At 39.8% G+C, this 14,181-nt stretch carries 12 protein-coding genes; 3 read left to right on the forward strand and 9 right to left on the reverse strand.

The window, feature by feature from the left end; translation table 11 throughout:
• Positions 1-214 precede the first annotated feature (214 nt).
• A complete protein-coding gene (locus tag FJ709_RS12635) occupies positions 215-2,005 on the forward strand; it encodes an acyl-CoA dehydrogenase C-terminal domain-containing protein (RefSeq protein ID WP_226410389.1) in 1,791 nt (596 codons plus the stop codon).
• Between the two features lie 96 nt (positions 2,006-2,101).
• Here FJ709_RS12635 and FJ709_RS12640 read toward each other — a convergent pair whose 3' ends face one another.
• The 3 genes from FJ709_RS12640 to FJ709_RS12650 are packed head-to-tail and all read right to left on the reverse strand — an operon-like array spanning position 2,102 to position 4,454.
• Complete coding sequence (locus tag FJ709_RS12640; RefSeq protein ID WP_226410390.1) at positions 2,102-3,115, reverse strand: succinylglutamate desuccinylase/aspartoacylase family protein; 1,014 nt, start codon at positions 3,113-3,115, stop codon at positions 2,102-2,104.
• The gene (gene rimK / locus FJ709_RS12645) at positions 3,116-4,021 is read right to left on the reverse strand and encodes a 30S ribosomal protein S6--L-glutamate ligase (protein ID WP_226410391.1); all 906 of its coding nucleotides are present in this window, start codon (positions 4,019-4,021) and stop codon (positions 3,116-3,118) included.
• Between the two features lies 1 nt (position 4,022).
• Entirely contained in the window at positions 4,023-4,454 is a 432-nt protein-coding gene (locus FJ709_RS12650; RefSeq protein ID WP_226410392.1) for an ATP-dependent zinc protease family protein, read from the reverse strand.
• 288 nt (positions 4,455-4,742) lie between these two features.
• Here FJ709_RS12650 and FJ709_RS12655 point away from each other — a divergent pair, with 288 nt between their 5' ends.
• The gene (locus FJ709_RS12655; RefSeq protein WP_226410393.1) at positions 4,743-5,414 is read left to right on the forward strand and encodes a DUF2461 domain-containing protein; all 672 of its coding nucleotides are present in this window, start codon (positions 4,743-4,745) and stop codon (positions 5,412-5,414) included.
• A 162-nt stretch (positions 5,415-5,576) separates the two neighbouring features.
• On the opposite strand, the gene FJ709_RS12660 is transcribed toward FJ709_RS12655, so the two are convergent.
• The 5 genes from FJ709_RS12660 to FJ709_RS12680 all read right to left on the reverse strand — a co-directional run bounded on the left by FJ709_RS12660 (position 5,577) and on the right by FJ709_RS12680 (position 9,422).
• On the reverse strand, positions 5,577-5,945 hold the full coding sequence (locus FJ709_RS12660) for an acyl-CoA thioesterase (RefSeq protein WP_226410394.1): 369 nt from the start codon (positions 5,943-5,945) through the stop codon (positions 5,577-5,579).
• A 217-nt stretch (positions 5,946-6,162) separates the two neighbouring features.
• The gene (gene ltaE, locus FJ709_RS12665) at positions 6,163-7,176 is read right to left on the reverse strand and encodes a low-specificity L-threonine aldolase (RefSeq protein WP_226410395.1); all 1,014 of its coding nucleotides are present in this window, start codon (positions 7,174-7,176) and stop codon (positions 6,163-6,165) included.
• 44 nt (positions 7,177-7,220) lie between these two features.
• Positions 7,221-7,817, reverse strand: a complete 597-nt coding sequence (tpx, locus tag FJ709_RS12670) for a thiol peroxidase (protein ID WP_226410396.1) — start codon at positions 7,815-7,817, stop codon at positions 7,221-7,223.
• An 84-nt stretch (positions 7,818-7,901) separates the two neighbouring features.
• A complete protein-coding gene (locus FJ709_RS12675; RefSeq protein WP_226410397.1) occupies positions 7,902-8,735 on the reverse strand; it encodes a mechanosensitive ion channel family protein in 834 nt (277 codons plus the stop codon).
• Positions 8,736-8,759: 24 nt separating this feature from the next.
• Positions 8,760-9,422 (reverse strand): OmpA family protein, encoded by a 663-nt coding sequence (locus FJ709_RS12680; RefSeq protein WP_226410398.1) that lies wholly within the window; start codon positions 9,420-9,422, stop codon positions 8,760-8,762.
• A gap of 610 nt (positions 9,423-10,032) precedes the next feature.
• Here FJ709_RS12680 and FJ709_RS12685 point away from each other — a divergent pair.
• A complete protein-coding gene (locus FJ709_RS12685) occupies positions 10,033-11,538 on the forward strand; it encodes a peptide MFS transporter (protein ID WP_226410399.1) in 1,506 nt (501 codons plus the stop codon).
• Between the two features lie 169 nt (positions 11,539-11,707).
• On the opposite strand, the gene FJ709_RS12690 is transcribed toward FJ709_RS12685, so the two are convergent.
• Positions 11,708-13,510, reverse strand: coding sequence for a M1 family metallopeptidase (locus FJ709_RS12690; protein ID WP_226410400.1), 1,803 nt, complete (start codon positions 13,508-13,510; stop codon positions 11,708-11,710).
• Positions 13,511-14,181 lie beyond the last annotated feature (671 nt).

The following is a 14,181-nucleotide window of genomic DNA, read 5'->3' on the forward strand; positions in this document are numbered from 1 at the left end:
CTTAACAGCTGATTTCAAAGCATTAAACTAAATTTAAGCTGTGATACTTTGTTACAAATTATACTGTCAAATACTTACTGAGTTTTTACTCAAATTGGGTTAATGTAGAAAAGATGACCATAATAAATCACTTAGCATTAGAGACTGATGCTGTATTGCTGAAATACACCAAGCACTAATTAAGTAGTAATAAGCACTGACAAGGAACGACCTCATGCCAATTTATCAAGCCCCTATTCGTGACTATCAATTCATTCTTTCTGAGTTACTGAATATTTATCAATATCAAGAATTAGCCGGATTTGACCAGGTCGATCCGGAACTAGTAGATGCTATTTTACAAGGCGTAGCTGATTTCACGACCGATATTATGCTGCCATTAAATGCAGTGGGCGATCATCAAGGTTGTAAATTAGTTGACGGCAAGGTCATTACCCCTGATGGCTTTAAAGATGCTTATAAGCAGTATGTTGAAAATGGCTGGGCAACATTAACCTGTGACCCAGAATATGGCGGACAAGGCTTACCTGAAGTGGTCGGCACATTTGCTACCGAAATGAAGACCGCTACCAATATGGCATTTGCTATGTACCCTGGCCTCACCCATGGCGCCTATTCAGCAATTCATGTGCATGGTAGTGATGCATTAAAACAAAAATATTTAGCTAAGTTAGTCAGCGGTGAATGGACAGGTACCATGAACCTGACTGAATCCCATGCGGGTACCGATTTAGCCCTATTACGCACAAAAGCCAAGCCTTTAGGTGACGATAAATTTGCGATTAGCGGTGAAAAAATCTTTATTTCATCTGGCGATCATGACCTAGCTGAAAACATCATCCACCTTGTATTAGCGCGATTACCTGATGCCCCAGAAGGCGTAAAAGGCATTTCACTTTTTGCAGTGCCTAAATTTCTAGTCAATGCTGATGGTAGCCTAGGCGCAGCGAATACACTGGCGGCAACGGGTCTTGAGCATAAAATGGGGATTCACGGCAATTCAACTTGCGTGATGCTTTTTGACAACGCTGTAGGTGAGCTTGTGGGCGCTGCACATCAAGGTTTACGTGCGATGTTCACCATGATGAACCAGGCTCGTTTAGGTGTAGGAATTCAAGGTTTAGGCGTATCAGATATCGCCTATCAGAATGCGTTAGTTTACGCTAAAGATCGTATTCAAGGTCGTGCACTTAGTGGCGTGAAAGAGGCCGATAAAGCCGCAGATTCAATTTTAGTACACGGTGATGTTCGCCGTATGCTGCTGTCGCAAAAATCATTTAATGAAGGTACCCGTGCATTAATGGGTCAACAAGCTTTGTGGCTAGATCAGGCAGAGCGCGAATCAGACCCTGTTAAAGCGAAGCAGGCTTCAGCATTAGCCGCCTTATTTACCCCTATTGTGAAAGGTTTTGTCACTGACCAAGGTTTTAAGGCCTGTGTTGATGCACAGCAAGTCTATGGTGGACATGGTTACATTAACGAATGGGGCATGGAGCAATTTGTTCGCGACATTCGTATTGCGATGATTTATGAAGGAACCAATGGTGTGCAGGCACTGGATTTAGTTGGCCGTAAATTGTTAGCAGATAAAGGCGCAACCTTAAACCTATGGTCTGATATGGTTAAACAGTTTATTGGTCAGCACAATGGCAACGAACAAATGAAACCTTTTATTGCAGGACTAATGGATGCTGCTGGTGATCTTGAGCGTGCAACGGGCTACATTGCTAAAAGTGCGGTGACTAATCCAGATCTTATTGGTGCGGCCTCTATGGCATACATGCAATTATTTGGTATTAGTGCTTTAGCTTGGATGTGGGCTCGAATAGCCGCAACCTCTTTAGCCGCATTAGACAAAGGCACAGATGAGGCTAGTTTTTATCAAGCTAAGCTTAAAACCGGTGCATTCTTTATGGGATATTGGGTAAGCCAAACCCGCAGTCTGCGTAAGCAGATTGAAGCCAGCAGTCAACAAATTGTCGATTTTAATGATGCCGACTTTTAATTTATAATAGCTTGATACAAATCACTTAATATAAATTTTTAGAGACTAAAATGCCGCTGAATTCAGCGGCATTTTTAATTCTAGCCAGCAAACTTTTTAAGCATATTCAGCCATAAAATCATCTAAACTATCATTGACGATTTCAATCTCATCACCCTCAAATTGAGCAATATGGAATAAGGCTTCACCTTCATTAGTCACAGGAATATTACTATTACCAATAATGATGCCATCAGTAGGAGCGCGCAGCGCATAAGGCTCACCACCGTGTGGGTTAACAATATAAGCTAAGATATTGCCTTTATTAACCCTTTCACCCAGCTTAAGCTTAATGTTAATCAAACCATCAGCTTCACTTCTTACCCAATAGCTGCGACTGGCGTTAACACTATTGCCTTTGATGCGAATACGGCCTTTAACCATTTCTAAGTGGCGCATGACATTTAATACACCATTAAGACCCGACTTAATCGACATTTCACTAAAGCGTAAGGCTTCACCTGCCTCGTATAAAATACAAGGTATGCCTTTACCGTTAGCATAGCCCCGCATAGAACCTGTGACATTTTTAGACGTCATTATCACAGGTGCGCCGAAGGCATTTGCCATGCCAAACATCACTTCATCATCGGTATCACAACGGATTTGAGGTAAGTTGTCACGGTGAACGGCACCGGTATGTAAATCTATAATGTGCGTCGCCCGATCAACTAATGTATGCGACACCAAATGGGCTAAACGACTAGCCAAAGCCCCTTTTGATGACCCAGGAAAACATCGATTCAAATCTCGACGATCTGGTAAGTATCGTGATTGCTGAATAAAACCAAACACGTTAACAATAGGCACGACAAGTATGGTACCTGTTAACGATTTAGCATTTATTTTGCTTAACAAACGTCGACAAATTTCAATACCATTTAGCTCATCACCATGGATAGCGGCGCACACTAATAAAGTCGGCCCGGCTTTTAGGCCATGGAAAACTTCAACATGTAACTCCATAGGTGTATCGTTATAAAGCCTTGCCGCAGGTAGCTTAACGCTTTGTTGCGTGCCAGCTTTAACGCTCACTTCACCAAGAGTGAAAGCTTCGCGTTTTTTGACCATTTAACCCGTCCCTTTGGTTTTAGAGCTGCTTTTTGTAGAATTCTTTTCAATAAATTGAATAATCTTATCGGCTACATCAATACCGGTAGCTTTTTCAATGCCTTCAAGACCTGGTGATGAGTTCACCTCCATCACGAGTGGACCATGTTTAGAACGTAAAATATCAACACCAGCAACATTCAGCCCCATTGTTTTAGCGGCTCGAATCGCAGTAGAGCGCTCTTCTGGCGTTAGCTTAACCACAGTTGCCGTACCACCACGGTGTAAGTTAGAGCGGAACTCGCCAGCTAACGCTTGACGCTTCATTGCAGCAATCACTTTATCACCAATCACAAAGCAACGAATGTCAGCCCCACCGGCTTCAGCGATATATTCCTGCACCATGATGTTGGCTTTAAGCCCCATAAAGGCTTCAATAACAGACTCAGCCGCTTTACGCGTCTCAGCAAGTACTACGCCAATACCTTGGGTACCTTCAAGTAGTTTAATCACACACGGTGCGCCGCCAACCATATCTAATAAATCAGGTACGTCGGCAGGCTTGTTTGCAAAACCGGTAACTGGTAAGCCAATATTTTTACGAGATAATAACTGTAATGAACGTAATTTATCGCGTGAACGCGTAATCGCCACAGATTCGTTTAATGGATGAGTGCCCATCATTTCAAATTGACGTAAAACAGCAGTACCGTAGAAGGTCACAGAAGCACCAATACGAGGGATAACAGCATCAAACTTAGGCAATTCAACACCACGAGCATGAATACTTGGTGCATTCATGTTGATGTTCATATAACACTTTAATGGGTCGATAACTTTAACTTCATGCCCACGAGCTTCAGCGGCTTCTTTTAAACGATTGGTGGAATAAAGATTCTTATTCCGTGACATAATTGCAATGTGCATTTTACTCTCCAGTTATATAAGATGCTGCTGAATCCACTAAAAAACGTCCTTCCAGTGCTCGGCGACCTAACAACATACGAAATTTCATATTATCTCTATTGGTTAGGGTGAGTTCGATATCGAACTGCTTTCTACCGATAATGATTGGTGTTTTAATTACATACCGTTTAGTCACGTGTCCACCAGAATCGCTAACATTACGGCGATCAAAAATGGGGAATTCACAGATAACTTCACGTTCAGATTCTTGTTCAGGATGCAACCATACACGCACCCACTTTTCTTTTTCTTTTTGGAACGGTTTAATTTTAAAAGCATGTAAACAAGAGGTTTTTGCCCCTGTATCTACCTTAATTTTGACTTTTTCATTGCCAATTTCAGGAAACGTGCCCCATTCTCGCCATCCCACTATATCGAGGGTTTGTTTCGTCATGGTCAGTCCTTACGTTTAAAGGAAATAAGTCTTTCTCGAATAACTTGTCCGATACTACTCATCAAATGTCATATCATCTACTGCATACTTGAGTATGCGAGAAAGTCAGTTAATCATAGCTAATATCAATCAATTTTGGCGCAATATACACTGCATTTTTAATAAAACAAATTTTTTTAATTAGAATTTTTACGTTAGTATTATCAACCATAACGCTTTACAAACACGCACTCAACAGACTAATACTAACCTATTAATAATAAAAGATTTAATTATTAAGGCATAACAATGTTCACTCACAATAGCTTCCTATTTTTAACCGAGCTAAATCAGCATAATGACCGTGATTGGTTTAAAGCCAATCAACCTCGTTATGAAGCTCAAGTGCGTACACCCGCATTACAATTTATTGAAGCCATGCAAGGGCCTATTTTATCCTTGTCACCACGTTTTAATGCTGTGCCCAAAAAAGTCGGCGGCAGCTTAATGCGCCCCCAAAGAGATAGTCGTTTTAGTAAAGATAAAACACCTTATAAAACTAATATTGGGATTCAATTTAAACATTTCCAGGCTAAAGATGTCCATTCACCTGGGTTTTATGTGCATTTAGCCAATAATGAATGTTTTATCGCTGCAGGTATTTGGCATCCAGAATCAACAGCCTTAAATGCCATAAGACACTGTATCGATGAAAACCCTAATGGCTATAAAAAAGCGTTACAAGCGATAGAAAGAGCAGGATTTGTTATGACAGGTGACAGTTTAGTCAGACCACCAAGGGGATTTGATAAAGATCATCCGCTACTTACTGAACTAAAACGGAAAGACTTTATCGCGCTAAAGACGATAACTGAAGCACAAGTTTGCCGGGCTGATTTTGTCGAGTTCTGTCAAATGGAATTTCAAAAAACGACTCAATTAATGGCCTATCTGTGTTTTGCGCTTGAGTTAGATTACTAAACTGTTGCCGATAAACCTAATGGCAACTAAATATAATCTTTGTGCATCATTAATAATACCAACAGTAATATAGCCATACATTCAATCAAGAAAGAGATGCGTCAGTAGCTTAAAAAGCTTATCTAGCAAAAGAGTTAAAGCAAAGTAATAATGATGAAACAGCTAAGCCGCATTTGCTCGCATGCCATGGGGTACGGGTACCCCATTAGCATTTATGTTAACAAAGACCATTTTATCGACACTGGCTATAGGTGCCTGAGTGACTTTGTTGCGTACTTTACAACGAATAGTCACTGAGCTTTGACCTAAACTTACACTTTCAAAACCAAATTCAAGCATATCGCCAACCAATCCTGGAGTCATAAAGCTGATCTCGGCAATCAGCTTAGCAACATGGCATTGGCTGTTCATTTGGCAACTGGCAAATATTGTTGCCTGTTCATTTATCCAACTCAATAGCTGACCGCAGCATAGAGTATGGCTACTGTTTAAATGGACCGGAAGTATTAAGTGGCGGCTGTAGTATTTCATAAGAAAACCCTTTAGTTATTAATAAGAAACTCTTGTATCACTAAAGAGGTAGCAAAGTTCAAGCCAGTTTTAGTCACCTTAATAATCAATTACTTATATGATTGATTAATAAAAACTGCCCTATAACGGAATTATATTTGCACTATTTAACGCCATTCAAGGCATCACTCATATCACGAATGACGTTTACTATCAGCGGATAAAAGTACGGCCCTAGTTAAGTAGATAACACCTGCTTTAAAGATGTAATGAAAGTAGAAATATCTTTCGCTGTAATATCAGCATGGGTTACTAGGCGCAGTTGCTGACTAGGGCTAACCTTAATACCTTTTTGCAATAACGCGTGTGATAATCGATTGGGATCTATATGACTGGCTAAACGAGCAAATACCATATTGGTTTGTACTGATTTCATATCAATCTCAAATTCGTCAAATTGATATAATGCCTCAGCGAGCTGTTTTGCGTGGTGATGGTCTTCAACTAATCGTTCAACTTGATCGGTTAAAGCCAATTTAGCCGCTGCGGCAATAATACCAGCTTGACGCATTCCGCCGCCCAACATTTTACGCCAACGAGTCGCTTTACCAATAAGCCGCTCATCGCCTAACAAAATAGAGCCAATTGGGGCACATAACCCTTTTGATAGACAAATAGAAACCGAATCAAAATATTGGGTAATATCAGCAATCGCAAGATTTTGGGCAACCGCTGCATTGGCTATTCTTGCGCCGTCTAAATGAATTTTTAAACCCCGATTAAAGGCCAAAGTTTGTGCTTGTGCTAAATACTCTTGCGATAAGACTTTACCGCCAATGGTATTTTCTAAGCTCAATAAACGGGTTCTGGCAAAATGAACGTCATCAGGTTTAATAGCAGCGTCGATATCTGACAATAAAATACTACCGTCTTGCTGATTATTTAACGGCTGTGGCTGAATGCTACCAAGCACCGCAGCACCGCCGCCTTCAAATTTATAATTGTGCGCTTGTTGACCGCATAAATACTCGTCTCCACGCTCACAATGTGACATTAAGGCCAATAAATTAGCTTGAGTACCAGAGCTAACAAATAAGGCCGCATCAAAGCCATACATTTCAGCGGCCATATCTTGTAGGTTGTTGACTGTCGGGTCATCACCATAAACATCATCACCCACAAGGGCACTGGCCATTGCTTTGCGCATTGCTGCTGTAGGTTGAGTAACAGTATCGCTTCTAAAATCAATCATAATAAATCATCATTTATCCAAACCATGGCCGACAGTGTAACGGATTAAGATTTAGCTGCAGCAATTTTTGTTAATGCTGCTATTGCCGCATCATAATCAGGGTGGCTGCCGACTTCTTTAACAAGCTCTTGATACTGTAGCTGGCCATTGGCATCAATAATAAATATTGCCCGAGCCAGTAAGCCACGGCTTTCAATCAATAATCCATATTGGTCAGCAAAGTTACGCCATACTGAATCAGATAATACTTTAATTTTATCAACGCTTTCAGTTTGGCAAAAACGCTTTTGAGCAAAAGGTAAATCTGTACTAATAGTCAGCATAACAACGTCGGCATCAAAATTAGCAAATTCACTGTTAAATCGTTTTGTTTGCAACGCACACACACCGGTATCTAAGCTTGGTACGGCACTGATTAATACTGTTTTACCTTTAAAATCACTTAAATTAACCGGATTAAACTTATCATCAACCACTTTAAACTCAGGGGCTGGCATATTATTAGCGGGTAAATCACCTTTAAGCACCACCGGTTGTCCACCCATTGTGACTTCAGCAGCTTGCGTAAAGTTAATAAATACTGGACTGGCAATTAACACTAAGGACAAACCTATGTTCAATAAAGATTGTTGAAATGTCATTATATTCTCCTGATTAATGATAAAAATAATAAAAAACCAGCCTTGTGGCTGGTTCTTGATATACGCAGTTAATCAAATAACTGATTAACTTGCTGCTAATTCTTTAACATGTAAATCCATTTGTGGAAATGGTATTTCAATCTCAGCTGCATCTAATGCATTTTTGATTTGCTCTAAAATTTGAAAACGCGCTGGCCAGTAATCACCCGTGCTCACCCATGGACGAACAACGAAGTTAATCGATGAATCAGCTAACTCAGCTAAACCAATAGTGTAAGCAGGATCTTTTAATACAAATTCATTGTTATCTAATACTTCAGCCAATACTTTTTTAGTTTTCGCGATATCAGAGGTATAGCCCACACCGATGACTAAGTCGATACGACGCTTTTCAAGCGCTGAATAATTGGTAATAGTGCCATTCATAATGGCTGAGTTTGGCGCAGTGATAAGTTTATTATCACCCGTACGAAGCTTAGTCGAGAAAATAGTAATCTCATCTACTACACCGGCAACGCCTGCGGCTTCGATAAAGTCACCCACACGACATGGACGGAATAATACCATTAATACGCCTGAGGCAAAGTTAGATAGTGACCCCTGTAATGCCAAACCAACAGCCAAACCTGCAGCACCAATAACAGCTACGAGTGAAGCGGTTTGCACGCCTATTTGACCTAATGTAGCCACAATGGTGAATACAAATACAACTGACCATGCAAGGTTTGACACAAATGACACTACAGTTTGATCAACTTTGCGACTGGTTAATACTTTATCAGTGAGGCGTTTTGCTACACCAGCAAAATACTTACCAATAAAAAACATCGCCAAAGCAGCTAATGTTTTAAGTCCATAAGCCATAATAAACTCTGGTGCTTGCTTTATTAACGCTTCTAAACCGTCAAGGTTTTCCATTTTTTTACTCCCTAAAGTGACAGATTATTCTGCCGAAATGATAAATTCTACCCGTCTATTGCGTTGTCGCCCTTCAGATGTGGCGTTATCCGCAGCGGGTTGGGTGTTACTCATCCCTTTTACAGAAATGTTGTCAGGATTAAAATTAAATTCGGTGACTAATATTGCTTTTACGCTGTTTGCCCGGGCTAATGAAAGCGCTTGATTTAACTCATCACTTCCCAATAAATCGGCATGTCCAACTAGGTCTAAAGTTACATTATTACCTTGGGCTATTATTTTATTGATACTGTCAAACACAGGTCTTTGCGATAACATCACCTCTGCTTTAGCAAATTCAAAATAAATAGGTTGTACAACTTGCTGTAAACAATTAACTACGCCATCAGCACCCAGTTGCTCGCAGCGATTAACATATTCTGTAGTGCTGGTTGGTTGTTCAGCAACTGCTGTTATAGGTTCTTCATCAAAAATAGGAGCTTCATCAATATTGGATTCAGTTAAAGCAAAAGCTGGATCGTTACAGCCATTAGCCATAACCACCTCACCTTGAGGAGTATCAGCACAGGCATCTTTTTTATCTGGTACGCCATCCATGTCTGAATCAATCCATGCCAAAGCTGGGGTGCTGATCAAAAAAAGCCATAGTACTAATACAGGTACGAATATAGTCAGTAATGAACGCATGCTGTCTCCAATCATGTGATTTTAATACAGTAAGACAACACTTTTTGAGATTTTAACTTTTTTAACAAGTTTGAATTATACATATTTTAACTTCTAGCGACACATTTGCAATCAAGCAAACATAAATTACTGCAAACAAGTTAATGCTTTATGTATTTCAGCTCAAAATAGCACCATCTAAAACTTATAAGGTCAATCTATAATTATCGGCAATAAACTCACAAACTTGATAACAGTAGCTGAAATCAGCATAGAGATATTGAAAATAACTGGCCCTGTATAATAAGCATACAAGCCAACTTAAAAAATGATATATGTTTACAAAAGTGTAACCCGCAAAATGCGCCTGATACCCGCACAAACATTGACTTAAGCGTCCTGAAAAGGGTATATAAGGTGGGATTTTTGATGTTTTAAACAAATTAAACATTAAATGAATAATATTTATTATAAGAAATGAACTATAAATCGGCCAAGATTGCCCAGATAAAAAGCACAACATCTTCATGATGCAATGCCTAATCGCAATACTTTGCCTAAATATGCAAACAATTATTCTGTGGTGCAACTTGTGCCGCAGCCAATCACAAGCTTTAAGGTGGAAAACTTAATGAGTGAAGTAAAAGCACCAGGAACGATGCTTGGGCATCCAAAAGGATTGTTCCTTCTCTTTACAACTGAATTGTGGGAACGATTCAGTTATTACGCAATGCGTGCCATATTGGTCCTTTATTTGGTTGATAAAGTTCAAGCAGATGGTGGTAGTGGTTTAGGTTGGACCCCACAGGATGCATTATCTCTTTATGGAACCTTTACCGGTTTAGTCTATTTAACGCCGCTTATTGGCGGTTGGTTAGCAGATAATTACCTTGGCCAACGTAAATCTATTTATATTGGTGGTGCGTTAATGGCAATAGGGCAATTTACCCTTGCAGCGCCGCATAGCTGGTTTTCTGGTTTAGAAACCACTCTGTTCTATATTGGTTTAGGTACGTTAATATTAGGTAACGGACTGTTTAAACCTAACATCTCTACTATGGTTGGCGACTTGTATGAAGAAGGCGATCACCGTCGTGATGGTGCATTCACTATTTTTTACATGGGTATCAACGTTGGCGCCGCGCTATCGGGTATTATTGTAGCTTGGGCTTACACAACTTTTGGCCATACTGAAGTGGTTGCAGGACAAGAGGTATTTGTTAATAACTGGCAGGCTGGTTTCTTCTGTGCAGGTGTTGGTATGGTTGCATCGTTAATTATTCAATTCTTTTTTGCTCAAAGATTACTTGGCGATATCGGTACTGTTCCTGCAGCAAAGCTCGAACGAGACAGAAATGCACTTAAAGGACAAGTCCGCAGTGAGCCACTGACTAAAATTGAACGTGATCGCATAAAAGTAATTATGATTATGGGTTTATTTACCATTATCTTCTGGGCTGGTTTTGAACAAGCCGGTGGATTAATGAACCTATTCACCAATAACTTTACAGACCGTATGATTGGTAGCTGGGAAGTCCCCACCACTTACTTCCAATCACTGAATGCTATTTTTATCGTCATTTTCGCCCCCGTGATAGCCTCAATTTGGATACGTTTAGGTAAGAACGAACCCAATTCGCCCGTTAAGTTTGCCCTTGGTCTAGTATTACTTGGCATTGGTTTCTTATTTATGATTGGTGCTGTTTTGCAAATGGGCGGCGACGCTTCAATCAAATCAAGCATGTGGTGGTTAGTCGGCGCATATTTCTTCCATACTATGGGGGAACTATGTTTATCACCTATTGGTTTATCTATGGTCACTAAACTGGCTCCACTGCGTATAGCATCACTTATGATGGGCGCATGGTTCCTATTTATTGCTATTGCAAACAAAGTTGGCGGATTAGTTGGTTCACTGATTGGCCACGGTGGCAGCGTTGAAGATCAACTTGCTAATGCAATGTCAATCTTCGCCGGCATCGCAATTACAGCGGCGGTTTCAGGTATAATTTTATACTTTATGGCTGACAAGTTAGTGGATTGGATGCACGGTGCTGAAGGCCATAATGATTCTGAAGAAGAAGCATTAGCGGAAGAAATTGCCGTTACTGCAGAACACGAAGCGATTAAACGTTAATCGCTTGCTATTGAAGTTACTAAGGTAGCTTAATAGGTAAATAAATCATCATATTAATGATATGAAAATGGGCTTTAGATGTAAATCTAAGGCCCATTTTATTTGTATAATTTCGATTGAATAACGAATACGATATAACGGATAACTAGAATTTATTAACCTTCTCTCACTAACTCACTAGCTTATCTAATTGCACTTGCAGTGATGGGTGATATCCTGCCCTGGCTTTAGCGTATATTTGCTCAACTTCCTGTTTATACCCAGCAACTAATAACTCGCTATAAAGTGGTTTAACAAACTTAGCGCGCCCGACTGAAATGAGAAACGCCGATAAGGGTTCAAGCACGGGATCATAATGATTTCGAATAGCGACCCTAAACCAATCACAAACAATTTCTGCATTTTTACTTTGACTAAATAAAAAGGTGTCATCTAAATCAAGTAACTGTTCTTGGCTGATAACCTGTGGTAACTGATTTAAAAAATACTGCCAATGATGAACCCGCCAGTCACTCACATTCAGCATTTTTGCTGGTTTTTTATGTTTAATGTCTATAAGCGCCAAATATACTTTATCTAAACTGCTTGAAGAAGGAGGTACAAACCAATGAGGCAGTCCTTCACCATATACCCACTCTTTTAATTCAACTTCAGATAACTTATCTGGAAAACTGGGTAATACATGTTGCAGCATATAAGCCATAAAGACTTCAGTGGTAATGGCTTTGAAAGCAAAGTGAGTGACATATTGAAACAAAAAAGCATCAAAGGATTCACGGCCAAAACGCTGCTCTAGTTCATGGACAAACATTGATGCTTTATCATAGGTAAAACGATTAAATGCCTGATTTGGATCTCGCGTTTGAACATTTGCAGGCAAGGTTTGATTTATCAAATCAACACACTGCATTTCAGCTTCTAAACGAGTGTATTCATTAACCCATTCTAAATCAGCTTGCTCTTTGCCATATACAGCTTCAACGATACGATTAGTAAAGTAGGTGGTAAATCCTTCGTTAAGCCATAGATCACGCCATGTCGCATTACTGACCAAGTTTCCAGTCCAAGAATGTGCCAGCTCATGGGCTACCGTAGACACTAAACTTTTATCACCCGCTATCAAGGTTGGGGTCATAAATGCCAGCATAGGATTTTCCATACCGCCAAAGGGAAAACTAGGTGGTAATACAATCATGTCGTACCTTTGCCACGCATAAGGGCCAAGTAATGACTCTGCTACCTTGATCATCGCTTCTGTATCTTCAAACTCTTTAACCGCACTTGCTAGCATTGCAGGTTCGGTATAAATACCACTTCTAGGTCCTGTCACTTCAAACGCTAAGTCCCCTACTGCTAAGGCCAGTAGATGAGTCGGTATGGGCTTATCCATCACAAAATGGAAAATACCATCTTTAGGCATCTGCGGATTATTAAGCGCACTCATTACTGCACGTAAACCATTATTAACTTTAATGGTGGCGTCGAACGTTACCCGCGCTTTAGGCGTATCCTGCAAAGGGATCCAGCTTCTGGCGTTAATTGGTTGTGATTGACTAAATAAATAGGGTTGTTGCTTACCCAGAGTTTGTTCCGGGGTCAACCACTGTAAGCCTTGGGCATGTGGGGACGTGGCGTAATGAACGGTTACCGCTCTAATTGATTGATTAATCTGTATCACCAATTTTTGCCCTAAGATATCTCCCACATCAACCAGCGAAAAATCAAGTGACTGCCCTTGTAAGTCACTCACACTTATCAAGGTTAAATCACGGCAATCTAAAATAAGTTGCTCATGTTGACTAGATGACTCTTTAGTTAAATCAAAGTGTAAAGTGACCAGCCCGATAAGTTGCTTAGCACTAAAATCAACTTCTAGATTAAGTTCTAAATGAGAAACACAAACTATGTCAGTATTTGCACTTGAATGGTAATCATACTGATGATCCCATGATGAAGTTAGACTAGTGGCCACTTTAGTCTCCTTAATGGCTGTTTTAGTTTTGACTGTTCTGTTAAGTCAAATTAATAGCACTAAACATAACATTTAAAAGGCTTCTTTAGTATCGCCCCCCTGAGGTTCGACAGGTTTATAGCCTTAAATTATGCGGGTAATAAAAATAATTAACTTTATTGGGAACTTTTATAAATATGGTCAGTCTGAATATATGAACCGAATTTTGTACACCCCAATTTATTGAAAGTTTGAGTCTGTAAATGATTTTGTTCATCATCATCTCCCCTCTCGATAGTGAGTTATCCTATCAACAGAATTGCACATTGCAGTTACAGCAACCTTAATAGGTTGCTTTTTTTTAACTGTTTTTTGAGGTCGAAGCCGTCACCCGGTTTATGGATAATCTTTTTCTTGCACATTTATAAAGCGGATTTTATAACGCTGCGCTCATCAAACGATAAAAAAATAACATTTCTAACGCTAACCTTAAGTCCTTTTCATCAGAACAGAGCTGTCAGATAATACTCGACACATTTTTGTTAGTTTTTTTATCTTTATTTGGAACTTTTATAAATAAGGCCAGTCTGAATATATGAACCGAATTTTGTACACCCCAATTTATTGAAAGTTTGAGTCTGTAAATGATTTTGTTCATCATCATCTCCCCACTCGATAGTGAGTTATCCTAT

Origin of the sequence: Shewanella glacialimarina, assembly GCF_020511155.1 — a bacterium.
GTDB lineage: Bacteria > Pseudomonadota > Gammaproteobacteria > Enterobacterales > Shewanellaceae > Shewanella > Shewanella glacialimarina.